14 protein-coding genes and 1 pseudogene are annotated in these 19,184 nt (G+C 76.7%); 8 read left to right on the top strand and 7 right to left on the bottom strand.

Features of this window, described 5'->3' with window-relative positions; genetic code table 11:
* Positions 1-137: 137 nt before the first annotated feature.
* The 5 genes from ACFWW8_RS14575 to ACFWW8_RS14595 form a co-directional block, all read right to left on the bottom strand.
* Positions 138-3,884, bottom strand: coding sequence for an SAV_2336 N-terminal domain-related protein (locus ACFWW8_RS14575; protein ID WP_386528223.1), 3,747 nt, complete (start codon positions 3,882-3,884; stop codon positions 138-140).
* The gene (locus tag ACFWW8_RS14580) at positions 3,881-4,981 is read right to left on the bottom strand and encodes an AAA family ATPase (protein WP_386528225.1); all 1,101 of its coding nucleotides are present in this window, start codon (positions 4,979-4,981) and stop codon (positions 3,881-3,883) included. The genes ACFWW8_RS14575 and ACFWW8_RS14580 overlap by 4 nt, the downstream gene beginning before the upstream one ends.
* Before the next feature lie 33 nt (positions 4,982-5,014).
* The gene (locus ACFWW8_RS14585) at positions 5,015-7,219 is read right to left on the bottom strand and encodes a hypothetical protein (RefSeq protein WP_386528228.1); all 2,205 of its coding nucleotides are present in this window, start codon (positions 7,217-7,219) and stop codon (positions 5,015-5,017) included.
* The gene (locus ACFWW8_RS14590) at positions 7,216-8,535 is read right to left on the bottom strand and encodes an alpha/beta fold hydrolase (RefSeq protein WP_386528229.1); all 1,320 of its coding nucleotides are present in this window, start codon (positions 8,533-8,535) and stop codon (positions 7,216-7,218) included. The genes ACFWW8_RS14585 and ACFWW8_RS14590 overlap by 4 nt, the downstream gene beginning before the upstream one ends.
* An 82-nt stretch (positions 8,536-8,617) precedes the next feature.
* The gene (locus ACFWW8_RS14595; protein ID WP_386528231.1) at positions 8,618-9,286 is read right to left on the bottom strand and encodes an O-methyltransferase; all 669 of its coding nucleotides are present in this window, start codon (positions 9,284-9,286) and stop codon (positions 8,618-8,620) included.
* Between the two features lie 592 nt (positions 9,287-9,878).
* Here ACFWW8_RS14595 and ACFWW8_RS14600 point away from each other — a divergent pair.
* The 4 genes and pseudogenes from ACFWW8_RS14600 to ACFWW8_RS14615 form a co-directional block, all read left to right on the top strand.
* Positions 9,879-10,826, top strand: coding sequence for a trypsin-like serine peptidase (locus ACFWW8_RS14600; protein WP_386528233.1), 948 nt, complete (start codon positions 9,879-9,881; stop codon positions 10,824-10,826).
* A 584-nt stretch (positions 10,827-11,410) separates the two neighbouring features.
* Positions 11,411-11,941 carry a GNAT family N-acetyltransferase gene (locus ACFWW8_RS14605; RefSeq protein ID WP_386528235.1) on the top strand — a complete coding sequence of 177 codons (531 nt, stop codon included), beginning with the start codon at positions 11,411-11,413 and terminating at the stop codon, positions 11,939-11,941.
* Positions 11,942-12,047: 106 nt separating this feature from the next.
* Positions 12,048-12,590: a DapH/DapD/GlmU-related protein gene (locus tag ACFWW8_RS14610; RefSeq protein WP_386528238.1), complete on the top strand. Its 543-nt coding sequence runs from the start codon at positions 12,048-12,050 to the stop codon at positions 12,588-12,590.
* A gap of 40 nt (positions 12,591-12,630) precedes the next feature.
* Positions 12,631-12,735: pseudogene (locus tag ACFWW8_RS14615) on the top strand (pyridoxamine 5'-phosphate oxidase family protein); the annotation flags it as partial.
* An 81-nt stretch (positions 12,736-12,816) separates the two neighbouring features.
* On the opposite strand, the gene ACFWW8_RS14620 reads toward ACFWW8_RS14615, so the two are convergent.
* Together ACFWW8_RS14620 and ACFWW8_RS14625 are read right to left on the bottom strand one after the other, a co-directional pair.
* Positions 12,817-13,749 (bottom strand): oxidoreductase, encoded by a 933-nt coding sequence (locus ACFWW8_RS14620; RefSeq protein ID WP_386528240.1) that lies wholly within the window; start codon positions 13,747-13,749, stop codon positions 12,817-12,819.
* 50 nt (positions 13,750-13,799) lie between these two features.
* Positions 13,800-14,762: a winged helix-turn-helix domain-containing protein gene (locus tag ACFWW8_RS14625; RefSeq protein ID WP_386528242.1), complete on the bottom strand. Its 963-nt coding sequence runs from the start codon at positions 14,760-14,762 to the stop codon at positions 13,800-13,802.
* 263 nt (positions 14,763-15,025) lie between these two features.
* Between ACFWW8_RS14625 and ACFWW8_RS14630 the strand changes: the two genes are divergently transcribed.
* Genes ACFWW8_RS14630 through ACFWW8_RS14645 form a run of 4 tightly spaced genes read left to right on the top strand, consistent with a single transcriptional unit; the run spans position 15,026 to position 19,134 of the window.
* A complete protein-coding gene (locus tag ACFWW8_RS14630) occupies positions 15,026-16,243 on the top strand; it encodes an MFS transporter (protein WP_386528244.1) in 1,218 nt (405 codons plus the stop codon).
* Entirely contained in the window at positions 16,240-17,565 is a 1,326-nt protein-coding gene (cbiE, locus tag ACFWW8_RS14635; RefSeq protein WP_386528246.1) for a precorrin-6y C5,15-methyltransferase (decarboxylating) subunit CbiE, read from the top strand. Before ACFWW8_RS14630 ends, cbiE begins: the two co-directional genes overlap by 4 nt.
* Positions 17,562-18,311 (top strand): precorrin-4 C(11)-methyltransferase, encoded by a 750-nt coding sequence (cobM, locus tag ACFWW8_RS14640; protein WP_386528249.1) that lies wholly within the window; start codon positions 17,562-17,564, stop codon positions 18,309-18,311. Before cbiE ends, cobM begins: the two co-directional genes overlap by 4 nt.
* The gene (locus ACFWW8_RS14645) at positions 18,301-19,134 is read left to right on the top strand and encodes a cobalt-precorrin-6A reductase (protein WP_386528252.1); all 834 of its coding nucleotides are present in this window, start codon (positions 18,301-18,303) and stop codon (positions 19,132-19,134) included. Before cobM ends, ACFWW8_RS14645 begins: the two co-directional genes overlap by 11 nt.
* The last annotated feature ends 50 nt before the right edge of the window (positions 19,135-19,184 follow it).

A 19,184-nucleotide genomic window follows, 5' to 3' on the forward strand; every position in this document is an offset into this window, starting at 1 on the left:
TGCGGCAGGTTCACCGAGGGGGTGGCCGGCGTCCACGACGACACCCACACGGGCCTCGGGTGGGTGGACTGCACCCGGCCGGGCTCGTCCTGCCGCACGGGGCCGCGCCGCCCGGTGTTCACCGGGCGGCCCCGGGGTCACTCCCGCTCCCCCTCCGGTTCGCGTTCCTGCCCGTCCGGCTCCGGGTCCGAGCCGTGGATGTCCCAGGGGCCGTCCGCGTGGCGGGCCACCGTCCAGGTACCCGGGAGGGCGGTGAAGGCTCCGGCCGCGTCCGTGCCCGGCGGGAACCGGACGCCGTAGAGGCGGACCCGGCCGCGGAACGCCGCGTGGTCGAAGGCCGTCGGCCCCTCGAACACCGCCTCGGAGGAGACCAGCCCGCGCTCCCACACCGCGTACGAGAACACGGCCGGACCGGCGAAGACGGCCCTGCTGAGCCCCGCCGAACCCCGGAAGACCGTACGGAAGAAGTCGGCCGGGCCGGCCGCCCGCAGGCCGTTCAGGTCCGCCGAGGCCTCCAGTACCGCCCGCGCGAAGGAGACCTCGTCGAGGAACGCGGCGTCCGTGAACCCGGCCGGGCCGCCGAAGACCGTACGGCGGAACGCGGCGCGCCGCGCGAACCGGCTCCGGTCGAAGGTGCCGCGGCCGCGGAACACGGCGCCGTCGAAGACGGCCGGACCGTCGAAGACGGTGTCCTCGAACTGCGCGCGTCCCGCGAACACGGCGCACGCGAAGGAGGCGTGGCCCGCGAACCGGGCTCCCTCCGTGGTCCAGTCGTCCACGAAGTGCGCGTGGTCGAAGAGGGCCGGCCCCGGCGCGAACCGTCCCGTCGCCGGATCCCGCAGCGCGTCCAGCACCCGCCGGAGCAGGCCGTCCTCGAAGGTCGTGCCCCGCAGGTCCACGGGCGTGCCGGGCCGCAGCCCCCGGAGGTAGGCCTCCCGTACGGGCGCCGCCGCGTGGGCCAGGCAGCCCGGGCCTGCGGGCAGTCGGATGGCGGCGCACGCGCGCCGGCCGCCGTCCGGCCGGCCGTCCCGCGCGGGACCGTCCTGCCCCGGACCGTCCTGCGGAACGCGAAACCCGCACTCCGGCCAGTGCGCACCGCCGCTGCCGCGGATCTCGTCGGCCTCGGTCATCGCCTGCCCGAGCTCGGCGCAGTCGCCCGTCCACAGCCAGCCCTCCGGGCCGTCGCCCGAGCCCGGGAGCCGGCGCAGGGCGGCGGGCCCGAGCAGTCGGTCGAGCTCCTCGTGGAGGGCCGGCGACAGGGCCAGGAAGGGGCTGTGCCCCGGCGGCCGGGACCCGGCGTTCCACATCCGCCGGGCGGCCGCCGCCACCGCCGTCCCGCTGAATCCCGCCTCCTCGAAGCCGGCTTCGCCGCCGCTCACGGCGACCGCGAGCAGCGTCGTCCAGGCCCGGCCGCCCCCGTTGACCTCGCGCACCATCGACGGCAGCTCGCCCAGCACCCGGCCCGCCCTGCCCAGCGCGCCCGGAGCGTCGACCACGACCAGCAGGTCCGTGCCGGAGGTCTCGATCACCTGGCCCGCGGTCCCCGTGCGCCGCAGGACCTCGCGCAGGGCCGCGGCGACCGGCGGCCCCGCGGGGCGGCCCGCCGTGTCCCCCTCGACGTCGACGCCCACCGCCAGGTGCAGCGGGGTCCCCGGGTCCCCGGCCGGAGCGGGGGCCCGGGTGTGTGCGTCCAGGACGGCGCGGAAGCCCGGCTCCTCCAGAAGCGCGCGGCCGGACAGGAACACCATGCGGTCCGGCCAGATCCCGTGGACGACGCCGAGCAGGGTCCCGGCGTACGAGACGGGGCCCCCGCGGTAGCGCGTCCAGGCCTCCGGCTCGGCCGACAGCCGGACGAGCTCCCCGTTCCGGGCGCCCTCCGGCAGGACCGCCTCGGCGGTGAGCGCGACGGGGTCCTCGTGGCCGGTGTGGCCGTCGACACGGACCCGCTCCGCGGACCCGGCCGCCTGAGCGTGGCCGGCCGGCGGGTCCGCCCAGGAAGGCGGCCCCGGCCAGTCCCCGGCGCCGACCAGGTCCCGTTCGGCGAGCAGCAGGAAGACGCGGGGGGAGGCCTCGTCGCACCACACGGCGTGGCAGAGCGCGTCCCATTCGCCGGCGCGGATCCAAGCGGTGGCGCCCGGCCCGAGCCGGGCGTCGCCGACCGTCAGGACCAGCCGGGGCGTCAGCAGCGTGCCGACCTCCTGGACCTCGCCCAGGGGTGACTCGAACCGGACCGCCACGAGCCGCTCGCGCATCCCGGGCTCCGGCGTCGGCGGCCCGGGCAGCGGCTCCCGTGCCGCCGTCCCCGCACCGGGCGCCGGGGGCGCCGTCGGCTGCGCCGCGAACGGCAGCGCTCCCCCGGGGACCGCGCGGCGGCCCTCGCGTCCCGTGGTGACCCGGGTGACGGAGAAGTCCGGGCCGGTCCCCCGGTTGCGGGACATGAACTCCCAGACCCGGCGGCGGACCAGCTCCCGTACGGCGGCGACGTCCCCGCGCAGCTGTGAGCCGAGCAGGGCTTCCCGTACGCCGGGCAGGAACTCGAACTCCATGTCCGCGGCGTCGCGCTCGTCCGCCCAGGGTGCGAAGAGCCCGCCGAGGGCGACCTCCGCCAGGTGCCCGTGCTCCGCGCCGCGCAGCAGGGAGCGCCGTACGAGCGTCATCACGGGCAGCGTCAGTGGTACGGCGGCCAGGTGCGCGGCGAGCTGCTGCGCGGTCGGGGAGGCGTTCGCGCGGAAGTTCTCCACCGCTTCCAGGCCGGTGGGCGGGTCGCCGGGCGCCGGCGGCGACGCGACGGCCCCCGGCGCCGCGTCCAGGCGGAGGCAGGCCATGCGCCGCCAGCGCCCGTCTCCGGACACCACCCGCGCCAGCCGGCCCAGGCTGCCGGGGGCGAGGCCGACCACCGGGACCAGCGGCGTTCCGCCGCCGTGCCGGCCGGCGCGGGCACGGGCGCGGCGTACGGCGGGCACGCGCTGCCAGGAGCGGGTGGCGGCCGCGGGCCGGACGGCCCGGACGGCGAAGGGGACGGGCCGGACGGCGCCGCGGGTCCAGAGCCGTTCGGGCAGGACGTTCAGCACGGCCACGGCGTTGTGGGTGCACCAGTGCCGGAGGACGCCGTGCAGCGGGGCCTGCCGCCAGCCGGCCGCGACGGTGTCGGAGAGGACGAGGATCAGCCGGCGGCCCGCGGGGTCGGACAGTTCGAGGGGGTTGCGGGGCGGGCCACCCCGGCCGCGGGCGACCATCGGGGTGGCACCGGGGCCGGTGCCCGTCAGCTGCCAGGTGCGCACGTCGCGGAAGACGCCGCTGCGGGTCAGCACCCGGCTGAGCTCGTCCACGAGGTCGGCCCAGAGCAGCATCGAGTGGTGGGTGTCGACGACCAGCGCCAGGTCCAGCCAGCGGCTCTCGGCGGGCCGCAGCACCGGGCTGGGCACCATCCGCTCGATGCTCCGCTCCACGGTGAGCTGTTCGTCGAGTTCCTCGCCCGGTCCCCCGATGGAACGCCGTCCGACGGGACGCAGGGCGCGCATCAGGGCGAGCGGGTCGTCGAGGGAGGCGGTGCGGGGCAACCGCAGGGGCGATCCGCGCCGCCCCCCGCCGGTGTCGGCGGGCTTCTCCCGGACGCCGGGGGCGGCGGCCGGGTAGAGGCGGACGGTCGGTTCGCCGGATGCGGGCCCGCCGGAGACCACGGGGCCCTCCGGCAGCGGCGGCTGCCCGACCGGCCGTTGCCCGGCCCGCGCGCCCGCGTCGGGGAGCGTGGCCGGAGGACCGCCGCCCCCGTCGATGCGGGCCGCGAGCCACAGGATGTCGGCGATCTCCTCCGCCCCGGCGCCGGGGTGGGGGCCACTGTCCCCGGCGCCGTCGGCGAAGGCGGCGAGGAGCCTCTCGATCACGCGGGCGGCCCGGTCAGGTGCTGCATCACGGTGGCGAGGAAGCGGTCGCGGTCGCCGGGGTCCGACCAGGCGCCGGCGAGCCGGAGTTGGATGGCGTTGAGGAGCTGGTCGGTGGCGAGGTCCCCGTCCTCGGCGCGCTCCAGGAAGCTGCGGACGAGGTCCCCGTACTCGCCGCTCTCCTCGATGTCCACGCCGAGCCGGCGGCGCACGATGCGGGCGAGCTTCTCCGGCCCGGGCGGTTCCAGGTGGAGGCGGACGCAGCGGCGCAGGAAGGCGGGCGGGAAGTCCCGCTCGCCGTTGCTGGTGAGGACGACGACGGGGAAGTACCGGCACTGGACGCGGCCCTGCGTGATCCGTACGGCCGCCTCGGGGTCGTCGTCGGTCCCGATGGCGACGGTGGGGTCCTCCTGGGCGAGGCGGGCGAGTTCGGGGATGGTGAAGCCACCGTCCTCGAAGACGGTGAGGAGGTCGCCGGGGAGGTCGATGTCGCTCTTGTCGATCTCGTCGACGAGCAGGACCCGCGGGCGGTCCTGCGGCAGCAGGGCGGTGCCGAGCGGCCCGAGGCGCAGGTAGCGGGAGATCGAGGGGGCGGGGAGCGGCGCCCCCGCGCGACCGCCGTCCGGGAGGCCCGCCGCCGCGGCCGCTCCCACCGCCGCTCCGGGGGTGCGCAGCTGCTCCAGCCCGGCCTCCTGGAGGCGCCCGATGGCGTCGTACAGGTACAGCCCGTCGCGCAGGACGGTGCGGCTGGTGATGGGCCAGTGCAGTACGGGCCCGAGGTCCAGGTCCGCGGCGATGCTGTAGGCGAGGGTGGACTTGCCCACTCCCGGCTTCCCCGTGATCAGCAGCGGCCTGCGCAGGTGCAGGGCCGTGTTGACCACGTCCTTCTCCGGTTCGTCGGGTACGTACCCCTCCCCGCGCCGACGGGTCCGCTCCCAGGCCGGTCCCCCGCAGCCGGGGGGTGCGTACCCCGGGTCGGGGATCCCGGTGAAGTCCCGCCAGGGCGGCGGGGATCCGGCCTCCAGGCGGGTGCGCCGGTCGGCGCCCGCTCCGGTCCCTTGGTACAGCCACCAGTCCTTCACCACTGCCTCTGCCTCCATCGTCGGTACCGCCGTCGGTCGGTCGTCGGGGGTTCAGGCCAGGGAACGGAGGCCCGGCATGTCGTCGGGATCGTCCCACAGGAGCACCAACCGGTCTCCCCCTGAGCCGGGTTGGAGGGCGCGCGGGGAGCCCGCGGCCGCCCCCGCGGCCGCCCGGCGCACCTCGCGCACCCGCGCGGGGAGCGCGAGGACGTCGAGCGCCCCGGGGTCCGGGCGGCCGTCGGGGCCGGCCGGTGCGAGCAGGTCCAGCAGCGGGGGCGCGGGGAGGCCGCCGCCGCGCCGCCACACGGCGACGGGGACGCCGCCCTCGATGACGGCTTCGAGCAGGCCGGCGTCCGGGGCGGCGGCGGTGTGCCCGACGACGCACGCGGGCGCCGCCGCGGCCCCGAGGTCCATCCCCAGCACGTCGGTGACCTCGGCGTCCCGCACCACGCGTACGGCGTCGGGGTGGCGGCCGCCGCGGGCGCACAGCCAGCGCCACTTGGCGTGCCACTCGGCGCGGGTGTCGGCGCGCTCCTGCGGGCACCGCACCACCACCTGGTAGAGCACGCCGAGGGCGCGGCGCCGGCCGGCCGGGCCGCGCGGGACCGGCCACTGGTCGAAGTCGGCGTCCAACAGCTCGTACGGGACGTGGAACTCGATCCGGTCCACGGCGCCGGGCGGTGCCGCCGCCCCGGCCCCGTCACCCCCTCCTTCCGGACCCCCGCCGATCAGGGCCAGTTGGCGTACGAGTTCCTGCCGTACGGCGTCCAGCCGGACCGGGGCGCCGTCCGACTCCCAGACGTGCGCCATCCGTTCGCCCCGGAGCCACATCCGGGCCAGGTACCCGTCCCCGCCGCCCGGCGGCACCTCCAGCCGGACGTGCACGGCCGATCTGCGCGGCGGCGGCGGAGGCGGGGCGAGCGCGGGAAGGCCGAGCCGCTCCCGGGTGGAACGCACCCACTCCCGCAGCCGGGCCGCCCACGCCGGGTCGCCGGCCCCGGCCCGGTCGGCGAGGAAGCGTACGAACGGCACGGCCAGGGGCATCCCGGTGCGGCCGCCCTGGCGTTCGTCGAGGTCCTGGACCACTTCCAGCAGGCTCTCCCCCGGCAGCCCGGCGTGCACGGGCGGCGCGCAGCCGGCCGCCCTGAACGCCCAGGCGTACGCGTCGTAAGCGCTGCGCGGCAGGTCCCGGCCCTCGAAGAGGTCGCCCAGCCCGTCCCAGGCCTGCTGGTCGAGGCGGGGCGTCCGGAGCCCGGCGGACACGGGCGGGGCGTCGGCGCGGGCGTCGGCGCGGGTGTCGGCGTCGGGGTGGCCGGGGGCATGGCCGTGGCCGTTCCCGACGGCCGGTCCGGGAAGGCCCGCGAAGCCGGAAAGGCCGGGGAAGTCGAGGAAGGAGCACGCATCCCAGTCCCGGTCGACGACGAACTGCGGCAGCTGCCAGCCCTCGCCGCGCTCGCGCAGTTCCTGGAACGACCGGTGGATCGACCGGGCGGCCGTGGCCAGTCCGGCGACGCCCTCCTGGACGGAGCGCTGCCCGAGCTCGCCGAGGAGCGCGTCGGTGAAGCGGCCGGCGCCGCGTTCGGCGTCGTTCTGCGCGGCCTCCCCCTCACGGGAGGCGTACAGCCGGAACTGGCGGCGGCCGGGAACGGAGTTCCCGCCCCCGTAGTCGGTGGTGCCGAAGTTCCAGCGGGTGTCGCGGGGCGCGTCGACCCGGCAGGAGTCGACGATCGCGGCCTGCAGCGGGAAGCGTCGGTGCTTGACCATGTCGGTGTGCCACCAGCGCAGCGCCGAGTCGAGGTTGAGGTGGCGGATCTGGCCGGGACGGGCGTCGGAACAGGGCAGGATCAGCTCGTGGCGCGGGCCGAGGTAGCCGTGTCCGGCCCAGAAGATCCACAACAAGTCGCCGTCGCACGCAGGGAGTTCGTCGAGAAGTGCCGATTTCGCGTTGTCCTCGGTGGCCGGGCGGTGGGCAGCTCTCAGGGAGGCCATGGCCGGGGAATCCGACCAGTCGAGGGTGTCCGGGTCGTCGAGCGGGGAGAGCAGCAGCCGGACGTTGCCGGCCGGCACCTGGGCGGGGCCGGTCAGCCAGCGGGCGAACCGCAGGGCGTCGCGGGCCGGGCCGCGCAGGTTCCACCGGTGGCTGATCTCGTAGCGCTCCACGCCCGCGACGAGCGCGAAGGTGCGGTGGGGGCCGAGGGACGGGGGGAACCGGTCGGGACGCACGGACTCGGGACGCACGGACTCGGACCGGCTCACCCGATCTCCGCCTCGGCCACCGCCTGTTCGATGCGCTCGTAGAGGGAGTCCTGCTTCCAGTAGGCGCTGTGGCAGGCGGGGAAGGGCTGCCGGCTGGTGATCTCGTGGTCGGTGACGCGGGTGTCGCCGGGGAAGACCGGGCCGGCCAGGTAGGAGAGGACGTCCTGGCGGTCGTAGACGTTGAGCCAGCGGGGGAAGCCGTACGGGAGCTTCGCGCCGGGCGCCAGCGCGGTCAGCGCGCCCAGCTCGTGCAGGAAGGGGGCCTGCGAGCCGACGGTGACGAGCAGGTCGGCGCCGGGGACGGGTTCGCCGCGGGCGGCGGCGAGGGCGAGGAGGTCGACGAGGGCGATCCCGCCCAGGCTGTGGCCGACGAGGACGACCGGGCCGGGTACGGCGGCGATCTCGGCGTGCAGGAACGCACGCAGGTCGCGGCCGCGGGCCTGGTAGCGCAGGATGTCGCCCAGCGCGGGGGTGGCGCCGACGGTGAGGGAGCCGCGCCAGGCGTTGAGCAGCGGCTGGGTGGTGACGCGCAGCGCGAGCCGGCCGAGGACGGCGGCCGCGCGGGCGCCGGGGACCCGTGCGTCGCCGCCGAGGCGGTTGGTGAGCAGCTCGACCACGCGGTCCCGTTCTGCGCTGGTGCAGTAGGCCTCGGCCCCGGCGGCGGCGAGGGCCCCGGCGGTGACGGCCCGGGCGAGGGCGGTGGCCAGCTCGCGGGCCTGCGGCTCCTCGACGGCGCGTTCCCCGGCCCGGCGGGCTTCGGCGGAGCGGGCGGTGGCCTCCAGCGCGGAGGGGTAGCCCTCGGCGAGGCCGGTGTCGCGGAGCAGGGGCCCGAGTTCGTCGTCCTCGGCGGGCCGGGCCGGTAACCCGTCCAGCAGGGCGAGCACCCTGTCTCCCGCGGCCCGTACGCCGGGCATCGCGAAGCCGTCGTCGCCGTCGCCGGGTTCGGTGTCCCAGCCGAGGCCGGGTTCCCAGCCCGTCTCGGCGAGGACGCGCAGCTCGCACAGGGGGTCGGCCACCAGCAGCGCCCACTCGGCGGTCTCGGCCTCCACCGGGTCGGCGAGGAGGCCGGGGTGGAGCGCGTCGGGGTGCGGGGTCTCCGGGTACGGGGCCTCGGGGTACGGGGCCTCGGGGCGCGGGCGCAGTCCGGGTACGGAACGGCCTCCGGCGCCGAGGGTGGCGCCGAACCGGTCGCCCCAGTAACAGGAGTCGACGGCCGCACCGGGGAAGCGGGCCGTCAGCCGCTTCCGGACCAGCGCGAACAGCGTGTCGTGCCGCTCCCGCCGTACTCCCGTTCCGTGGACAAAGAGAAAACGCATCGCCGTCCGCCCCCCTCGTACGATCGTCCCCCGCCCGGCACCTTAGCGCCGTGCGGGGAACCGGGGGCCGGGAACGGCGGGTTCAGCGCTTGCGGGCCAGGGTCAGGCCGTCGGCGATCGGCAGCAGCACGGACTCCACCCGGCCGTCGGCGCGCACGCGGGCGTTGAACTCCCGGATGGCCAGGGCGTTGCCCGCGGCGTCGGCGCGGGCGGCCTCGCCCCCGTACAGGACGTTGTCGGCGAGGAGCAGCCCGCCGGGGCGCACGCGCGGGACGAGCTGTTCCCAGTAGGCCTGGTAACCGGGCTTGTCCGCGTCCAGGAAGACCAGGTCGATGACGGGTTCCGCGGGGAGCGCGGCGAGGGTCTCCAGGGCGGGGGCGATCCGCAGGTCGATGCGGTCGTCGACCCCGGCGGCCCTCCAGGCCTCCCGGGCGATCGCGGTCCACTCCTCGGAGACGTCGCAGGCGAGGACGGTGCCGCCGGGTGACAGGCCCGCGGCGAGCGCGAGCGTCGAGTACCCGGTGAACGTGCCGACCTCCACGATCCGCCGTGCGCCGGTGAGTTTGGCGAGCAAGGTGAGGAGCACGCCCTGCTCGTGGGAGACCTGCATCTGGGCCGGGCCGCCCAAGGCGCGGGTGCGCTCGACCAGTTCCCGCTGGACGGGGGTCGGCGGTTCGGCCTGGGCCACCAGGTAGTCGTACACCTCCCTGGTGAGCGGCACGGTCTTGACTCCGTCTTCGGTCCTGCTCATACGGGTCTCCTTGCGTCGACGGGCACGGCGGGAGGGAACCACGGCCGCAGCCGCCGTGGCCGGGGCGTTGGCGGCCGGGGCCGGGGCAGCCGGGTCCGGGAATCACACCCGTCTCGTCAACGACGGTGGCGGCGGGCGGAAACGGACCGTGCGCCGCTCAGCGGCCGGCGGGCCGGGCCGGCCGGCCCGGCGGGCGCGCGAGCGGCGGTCAACTCCGCAAGACCAGCGGTGCGTTGGGAGTGCCCGGCGGTGGCGACGGGTGGCGGACCGCTTCGATGTCCGCCGTGTGGGACGTGGATTCCGCGGTCATGCCCACCACCGTCACACCCCGAGCACGCTAGAGGTCAAGGGAACGACCGAACGGCCACGGGGCGCCGGCCGGACGAGCGGCGGACCGCCACCGGCCGACGGCATGCCCGGACAGGGTGCCGCGGGGCCCGGGAGGTACGACTCAGCCGCGTGGGACGACCGTGCCCGACGCACCGGGCGGCTGTGACGACGGACACGCCCCGCCCGCGGAACCGCACGGCCCCCACCCCCATCGAACGGGGCGGAAAAGAATCGGACGGGTGAACGGGCGGGAGTGCCACACATGTCGAACGAGGTCCGCCGGCGGGCCCTGCGCGCCACCGTGCTCGCCGTCGTCCTCACCGCGCTGCTCGTCACGGGCGGCTGGTACGTGTGGGAACTGCGCGGCATCGCGGCCCACCGCGCGGACGGCAACCCGGCCGACGGCACCTACCTGCAGGACCCCGAACGCGCCGACCGGACCGCCTTCGCCGTCCTGGAGTCGGTCACCCAGGGCAACCCTGAACCCGCGCCCGCGCAGGGCGCCGAGACCTCGGCCGCGGCCGCTCCGGAACGGTGGCGGTCCGGCGGGTGGAGTCCCTCCGCTCCCCTGGAGGCCCGGCCCGTACCCGCCCGGCCCTCGGTCGGGGCGCTGTTCTCCCCCGGTGACGACGCCGACCCCGACCACCACTGCTCGGCGGTCGTGGTCCACTCCCCCGCCGGCGACCTGATCGCCACCGCCGCCCACTGCGTGTACGGCAGCGGCTTCCGCACGAACCTGGCCTTCGCCCCGGGCTACCGGGACGGCACGGCTCCGTACGGGGTCTGGGTGCCCACACGCATCGACGTGGACCCGCGCTGGAGCGAGGACCAGGACCCCGACCACGACCTCGCGTTCGTCCGCCTGCGCCGGCCCGGCTACCCGGAGCAGCGGCTGGAGGACATCACGGGCGCCGAGACGATCGGGTTCGGTACCGAACTCCCCGCTCCCGCCCGGCTCACGGGGTACCCGAACGACACCGAACAACCGGTCGACTGCCGCACCACCGCCGCCGCGGCCGGTCCGACGCAGCTGCGCCTGGACTGCGCGGACGTCCCCAACGGCACGAGCGGCGGTCCCGTCCTGACCGACGGCCACACCCTGATCGGGGTGATCGGCGGCCGGGACGGCGGCGGTGACGACGAGACCTCCTACAGCATCCGCTTCGGCGACGCCGCCCGCGCCCTGTACGAACGCTCCACCCGGGGCTGAGCACCGGGCGTTCGGAACGAGGACTGCGGGAGCACGACGGGATCCGACCCCCGCGCCCCGCCCTGCGCCCGGGCCCGACCGGGAGGCGGCGGCCCCGCACGGGATGGCCGCCGAGGGCCTCGGCTCCCCCGGCGTGCCGGGGGGAATCGCCCGCGCCCTTCACCTCCCGAAACCCTCGTCCTGCCCACCGGACGACCCTCCCGGCCCCGGCGGCCTCGAGGGGGTGTCGTCACAGCCCCTGGGTGGTTGTCCGTAGCGTCGTCGTCCATGCCGCCGAGTCTCCGGGGCCGGCGGCGCGCCGGTCAGGTCCCGTCCGGGGCGCCTTGAGGCGCTCCGGGGGCGGACGGACTCACATCGGGGCGCCCACCCGACCCGCACACGACCCCGCCCGGTTCGGCGGGGGTCAGTCGAGGCAGAACTCGTTGCCCTCGCCGTCCTGCATAGCGGGCGAGGCGCTCGGGTTCCGCGCAGTCGAAGGTGACCTGGAACTGCCTGATCGATGGCACGGGCACACCCTGACAGCGCGGCCCCGCGGTCCGGCGGCCGCAGCGGCGCCGGTCGGACAGACCCCTTAGGCTTCCCCCGTGAACGACACCACACCTGGCATACGGATCCGGCCGGGCACCCCGGCGGACGCACCGGCGGTGCTGGACATGCTCGACGCCGCGGTGGCCTGGATGAACGCCCGCGGCAACACCGAGCAGTGGGGCACGACACCGTACTCGCAGAAACCGGGCGGGGTGGAGCGGGTCGAGCGGTACCTGACGGAGAACTCCCCGCACATCGCCGAGCGGGACGGAGTGCCCGTCGGAGCAGTGGTGTTGGACACCGGCCCCAGCCCGCGGATGCCGATCCCGCCGGCCGGGGAAGCCGAGCGCTACGTCCGGCTGCTGGTCACCGACCGGCAGCACGCGGGCAGGGGGTTCGGGGCCGCCCTGCTGGAGCACGCCGCGGAGGAGACCCGGCGCGCCGGTGTGGAGCTGCTGCGGGTCGACTGCTGGGCCGGCGGCGGGGGCGGGCTCGTCGCGTTCTACGCGCGCAACGGTTTCACCCCCACCGAGCCGTTCCTGTCGGGGACGTGGCCGGGGCAGGTACTGGCCCGACGGGTCGGCTGACGGCGGCAGGCGGCGGCCCGACGGGCCGGCTGACGGCGCCCCACCCTCTCCCGGCGGCCTCCCGTGGCGACTTGTCGGGTGTGCGTCCGCGCGCGAGGATCGGGGCATGCCCAGCGAGCGTCTCATGCGCATCCACAGCCCCGAGTTCCAGGCGATGGCCGACAGGGTCCTGCGCGTCACCGAGCTGACCTCCCGCCTCAACGTCCTGCCCTTCGAGGACGAAGCGGGCAAGGCCGCGCTGTGGGAGGAGATCCTCGGCGGGCCGCTGCCGCCGAGAACCACGATCTACCCCCCGTTCTACACGGACCACGGCCTGCGCCTCGACCTCGCCGAGCGCGTGTTCATCAACCAGAACTGCACGTTCCTGGACTACGCCGGCATCCGGCTCGCCGAGCGCGTCATGGTCGGGCCGAAGGTCACGTTCATCACCGGTGGCCATCCGGTCGATCCCGAGGAGCGGCGGCTGTACCTCACCGGCGCGCCCATCGACGTCGCGGAGAACGTGTGGATCGGCGCCGGTGCCACGATCCTGCCCGGCGTCAGTATCGGCCGCGATGCCGTGATCGCCGCCGGCGCCGTCGTTGCCGACGACGTACCCCCGGCGAGCCTGGTGACCGGCCCCAAAGCCACCGTGAACCGGCAGTGGTGACGACCTCCGCGGACGGATCGACGCCCTGACCCGTGCTCACGCCTTCCGGAGGGGCGACGCGGTGGTGTTCGCGGTGACCCCGGACACCGCGTACGGCTTCGGCCGGGACGACGGGGTCTACACGCACACGCGGTGGACGTTCTGAGCGCGGGCTCCGCGACGCCGCTGGGGACGCCGGGCCGGGGCCGTGGCCCCGGGGGGCGGGGGGCCCGGGGGCCCGGGGGCGTCAGAGCGGCAGGGACGCGTACGAGACGCCGGTGAGCTTCTCGGAGGCGGTCCAGAGACGTTCCCCGGACGTGTCGTCCAGGGTCCACTTCGCCCGCCAGGAACGGGCCGGGGCGCCCCGCCAGCCGAACCGCGGCCCGATGAAGTCGTCCGGGCGGACGCCGGGGGCGGTGGCCGCGTAGAGGGTGGGCAGGGCGCCCGAAGCGGCGGGCTGGGCGACGACCGCGTTCCCGAGGGCCGCCACGCGCGAGTTGAGGCTGCGGCCCTCCTCCTTCGCCGCACCGGCGTGGAGGTTGGTGGAGGCGTACCCGGGGTGGGCGGCGGCCGCGACGATCGTCTCCCCGGCGTCGGCGAAGCGGCGGGACAGCTCGTGGGTGAAGAGCAGGTTCGCCGTCTTGGAGCGGCCGTACGCCACCCAGCGGCGGTAGCCGTGCTCGCTGCCGAGGTCGGCGAGGTCGATGTCGCCGAGCGCGTGGAAGCCGCTGGAGACGTTGACGATCCGGGCGCCGGGGGCGGCGGAGCGCATCCTCGGCAGGAGTAGCCCGGTCAGGGCGAAGTGCCCGAGGTGGTTGACGCCGAACTGCGTCTCGAAGCCGTCCGCGGTCCGCCCGTACGGCAGCGCCATCACGCCCGCGTTGTTGACCAACAGGTCGAGGTGTCCGTGGCGTTGCCCGAACGACCTCGCGAACTGCCGTACCGAGGCGAGATCGGCCAGGTCCAGCTCGGCGAACTCCACTTCCGCGGCGGGTACTTCGTTGCGCAGGCGGATCACGGCGGCGCGCCCCCGGGCGGCGCTCCGGCAGGCCAGCACCACGACCGCCCCGCGCCGGGCGAGCTCACGGGAGGCGGCGTAGCCGATCCCGCTGTTGGCTCCGGTGACGACCGCGGTGCGGCCGCTCTGGTCCGGGATGTGCGTGGCGTTCCAGCCGGGCATGGCTTCTCCCTCGCGACACGGTGGGTTACCTCCGGTAAATCCGGGCCACCCTACTCGGGGCCGATCGCCGCCGACACCAGCACGTCCCCGGCCGCCGCCCGGCTGTACAACACGGTACGTCCGGTGCGGCGCCGCAGGATCAGCCGCGCCCCGAGCAGCACCTTCAGCTGCCCCGCCACCGCTCCCAGGCTCAGCCCGGTCAGCGCCACCAGCTGCGTCGTGGACTTCGGGCTCTCCAGCAGCACCAGCACCCGTGCCCGTACGGGTCCCAGCAGCCGGACCAGCGCCTGCGGGGCGCCGGCTGCCGGCTGCGCCAGCTGCCCCGCGCAGGGGTACACCAGGGCGTGCCGGCCCGGGCCGGCCCACGACACCCACCCGTGCCCCGGCGTCACGGGGACGAACACCAGCCCGGCACAGCCCGTGAGGTCGCGCGGCGGCCGCTCCTGGAGGTTGATCCGCAGGCGCCCCGCGCCGAGCCAGGCCATTCCCGGCCGCATCCCGGAGAGCGCCGCCGCCCATCCGCCCAGGCTCAACTCCCGCGTGCGCAGCAGCACGTCCGCCTCGGCGATCCGGCGCCGCCGCTCCCAGTCCGGGAGCACGGCCTCGGTCCAGACCCACTCCAGCACCTCGGCGGCGCGCGGGCCGAGCCCCCGGGAGCGGGCGAGGGAGGCGGGCAGCCCGGACGCGGCGCGCAGGTCCGTACGGACCACGGCGTCCGGGGTCGCGCGCACCGACGCCAGCTCCTCCGCGAAGGGGCGGCCGTCGGGCGGCGGGGTCAGGAAGCCCGCGTTCCACACCCGGCCGAGGGCCGCCCGGACGAGTGCGGCGTCGAGCGGGTCGGCCGCCAGCCGGGCCCGGTAGTGCGGGAGCCGGTCGGCGAGCCAGGCCCGGTCGCCCGGATGCGCGGCGGTCCGCCGCTCCAGTGCCATCAGCGCGGCCGTGGTCTCGGCGAGCGCGGACACCACGAACCGGCTCCCGGCCAGCGCGTCGGTGTCGATCCGCCACCACCCCATCCCGCCCCCCTCCTCCCGGCGCCGCCTCCGGCCCCACCTCGGTCGCCGGCCCGGTCGCCGCCGCCCACTCGCCCTCCGGCCCCGGCACCCCCCGGGGCTCCGCCCCGCCGACCCGTCACCCCGCCGCCCCGTCGGGACGCCGGCACCGACCGGTTCGCGTACCCGCCCGTGACCAGCGCGGGCCGTGGGCCACCACGGGCCACCACGTTTCGCCTCCGCGCGAAACTCTAGGCGCCCCGCCGGCCCGCCCCGAGACTCCCCGCATGCCCCGGACCTACCGCGCGCTCGCCCGCGTCCCCGAGTTCAGCCCGTTCTTCGCCGCCACCGCCCTGCGGACCGGCGCCTCGACCGTCGGCGGGCTCGCCCTCGGCGTCCTCGTCTACGACCGCACCAACAGCCCGCTCCTGGCCGCGCTCGGCATGTTCGGCCCCTCCCTCGCCCACGTGCTCGGCGCGACCCTGCTGCTCTCCGCCGCCGACCGGCTTCCCCCGCGGGCCGCCCTCGGCGGCCTCGCAACCCTCGCCGCGCTCGGCAGCGCCCTGCTCGCCGTGGCCGGCCTTCCGCTGTGGGCCGTGTTCGCGGTGCTGCTCGGCCAGGGGCTCGCCGACTCCCTGGCCGGCGGGGTCCGGTACGGGCTGCTGACCGAGATCCTGCCGTCCGACGACTACCTGCTCGGCCGCTCCCTGCTCTCCGTCTGCGGCGGCGCGACGCAGATCGCCGGCTTCGCCGCCGGCGGCCTCCTCGTCGCCGCGCTCTCCCCGCACGGGGCGTTGCTGGCGGCCGCCGGGCTGGGGCTGGCCGGCGCGCTCACCGTGCGGCTCGGGCTGCGCCGCCGCCCGCCGCGCGCGGTCGGCAGGCCCTCGCCGGGCCTGACCTGGCGCACCAACGCCGCCCTGCTCTCCGACCCGTCCCGGCGCGCCCTGTACCTGGCCCTGTGGGTCCCCAACGGCCTGATCGTGGGCTGCGAGGCGCTGTTCGTCCCGTACGACCCCGCCCATGCCGGCCTGCTGTTCGGCTGCGCCGCCGCCGGGATGCTGGTCGGGGACACCCTCGTCGGGCGCTGGCTGCCCGCGCGGCTGCGGGCCCGGCTGGCGGCCCCGCTGCGGCTGCTGCTGGCCGTGCCGTACCTGGTCTTCGCCCTGGAGCCCGGGGCCGTCCTCGCCACGGTCGCGGTGACCGTGGCCTCCGTCGGGTACTCGGCGGGGCTGCTGATGCAGGAGCGGCTCGTCGCCCTGCTCCCCGAGGGGACGCAGGGCCAGGCGCTCGGGCTGCACTCGGCCGGGATGCTGACCCTGCAGGGCCTGTGCGCCGCGCTGGCCGGAACCGTCGCCCAGTTCACCTCGCCCGGTGTCGCCATCACCGCCCTCGCCACGGCCTCCGTCCTGGTCACCCTGGCTCTGGAGCGCAGCCTGCGCCCCAGTAGGCTGCGGGTTGACCCCCCGCACGCCCCTACTCCCGTTCACCGAGGTACCGCGCAGTGAGCTCCGTACCATCCCCCTCGCCCGTGACGGTCGTCGGCCTCGGCGCCGACGGCTGGGCCGGGCTCACCGCCGCCGCCCGGTCCGCCCTCGGCTCCGCCGACGTACTGATCGGCGGGCCCCGCCAGTTGGACCTGCTGCCCGGCGCCGAATGCCCCGGCGAGCGGGTGGCGTGGCCGAGCCCGCTGCGGCCGGCCGTGCCGAAGCTGATGGCGGAACACGCGGGCCGCCGCATCGCGGTCCTCGCCAGCGGCGACCCGATGTTCTACGGCATCGGCCGCGCCCTCGCCCAGGAGCTGGGCCCCGACGCCCTGCGGATCCTCCCGCACCCCTCCTCGGTGTCGTACGCCTGCGCCCGGCTGGGCTGGCCGGTGGAGGACACCGAGGTCGTCACGGTCGTCGGCCGCCCGGTGGCCCGCCTCGCGGCCGCGCTGTACGAGGGACGGCGGGTGCTGGTGCTGAGCGCGGGCGCCGGCTCCCCCGGTGAGATCGCCGCGCTGTTGCGGGAGCGGGGCTTCGGTCCGAGCCGGATGCGGGTGCTGGAACAGCTCGGCTCCGAGCGCGAGGACGCGTACGAGGGCGTCGCGGACGGCTGGGAGCACCCGGCGCGCGATCCCCTGAACGTGGTGGCCGTCGACTGCCGCCGGGACCCCGCGCACGCGGGCCCTCGGCTCGGCGCGACTCCCGGCCTGCCGGACGCCGCGTACGAACACGACGGGCAGCTCACCAAGCGGCACGTCCGGGCGGCGACGCTGGCCGCGCTGGCCCCGGCCCCGGGGGAGCTGCTGTGGGACATCGGCGGAGGCTCCGGATCGATCGGCATCGAGTGGATGCGTACGCACCCGTCGTGCCGGGCGGTGGCGGTGGAGCGCGTCCCCAAGCGTGCGGAGCGCATGGCGCGCAACGCGGCCGCCCTCGGCGTCCCCGGCCTGCACGTGGTCGTCGGCGCCGCACCGGACGCGCTCTCCGGGCTCCCGGCCCCGGACGCCGTGTTCATCGGCGGCGGCCTGACGGCGCAGGGCGTCCTCGACACGGTCTGGGCGGCGCTGGCCCCCGGCGGCCGGCTCGTCGTCAACACCGTCACCCTGGAGTCGGAGGCGGTCCTCGCCGAGCGCCACCGGCGGCACGGCGGTGACCTGGTGAAGCTCGCCGTCGCGCACGCCGTGCCGGTCGGCGGTTTCACGGGCTGGCGGCAGGCCATGGCGGTCACGCAGTGGTCGGTGACGAAGCCGGCGCAGACGGAGCGGACGCCGGAAGCGGCGCAGACGGAGCGGGCGGCGGAAACGGCCGGGACCGCGCAGACCAAGGAGACGGAGCAATCATGACCGTGTACTTCATCGGTGCGGGCCCCGGCGCCGCCGACCTGATCACGGTGCGCGGCGCCCGGACCCTGGCCGCCGCCCCCGTCTGCCTGTACGCGGGCAGCCTGGTCCCGCGCGAGCTGCTGGCCGAGTGCCCGCAAGGCGCGCGGCTGGTCGACACCTCGCGGCTGAACCTGGACGAGATCGTCGCCGAGTGCGTCCGGGCGCACGCGGCGGGCCTGGACGTGGCCCGGCTGCACTCCGGCGACCCGTCGATCTTCAGCGCGGTCGCGGAGCAGATGCGCCGGCTGGACGCGGCGGGCATCCCGTACGAGGTGGTCCCGGGCGTACCGGCCTTCGCCGCGGCGGCGGCCGCGCTCAAGCGGGAGCTGACGGTCCCCACCGTCGGGCAGACCGTGATCCTGACCCGGATCGCGCAGCAGGCCACCCCGATGCCGCCGGGCGAGGACCTGGCCACGCTGGGCCGCAGCGGCGCGCTGCTGGTGCTGCACCTGGCCACCCGGTACGTGGACCGGGTGGTGGACGAACTGCTGCCGCACTACGGCGCCGCATGTCCGGCGGCCGTGGTGGCGATGGCGAGCCGTCCGGACGAACTGGTCCTGCGCGGCACCCTGGCCGACATCGCCGCCCAGGTGAAGGAGGCCGGGCTGGTGCGCACCGCGGTGATCCTGGTGGGGCGCACGCTGGCCGCGGAGCAGTTCCGCGACAGCCACCTGTACTCCCCCGAGCGCGACCGGCATGCCTGCTGATCCGGGCCGTTCCGAGGGCCGCCACGTACTGGTCCTGGGCGGTACGACGGAGGCCCGCCGCCTCGCGCAGGCGCTGGCCGGCGCCCCGGCGGAACCGGCCTCCGGGACCGGGGAACCGGTGCCCGGCGGTCCGCCGTCCGGGCCGTGGGACGCGACCCGCGTCACGACCTCCCTCGCGGGGCGGGTCGCCTCGCCGGTGCTCCCGCCGGGCGAGTCCCGCATCGGCGGTTTCGGCGGCCCCGCCGGGCTCGCGGCCTGGATCGCCGCCCACGGGGTCACGCACGTCGTCGACGCCACCCACCCGTTCGCGGAGCGGATGAGCTTCAACGCGGCCCGGGCCGCGGAGCTCACCGGCGTCCCGCTGCTGGCGCTGCGGCGCCCCGGCTGGAGCCCCGACCCGGGCGACGCCTGGACGTTCGCGGACTCCCTCGCCGGGGCGGCCGCGGTGCTGCCGGAGCTGGGCGGCGGGCGGGTGTTCCTGACCACCGGCCGGACGGGCCTGCACGCCTTCGCGCACCTGGCCGACCGCTGGTTCCTGGTGCGCTCGGTGGACCCGCCGGCCGGCCCGGTACCGCCGCGGCTCGAAGTCCTGCTGGACCGCGGCCCGTTCACCCTCGACGGCGAGCGGGAGCTGCTGGCCGGCCACCGTATCGACGTCCTGGTCACGAAGGACAGCGGCGGCTCGGCCACCGCGCCGAAACTCACCGCGGCCCGCGAGGCCGGCCTCCCGGTCCTCGTCGTACGCCGCCCCCCGACCCCGCGGGGCGTCCCGGAAGCACACTCGCTCCCCGCGACCCTCCACTGGCTGTCCCACACCCCGTAACACCCCCGCCCGCCACCCGGGCGGCACGGGTGGCGGGGTGGGGGGGTGGG

Source organism: Streptomyces sp. NPDC058701 (genome assembly GCF_042715295.1).
Lineage (GTDB): Bacteria > Actinomycetota > Actinomycetes > Streptomycetales > Streptomycetaceae > Streptomyces.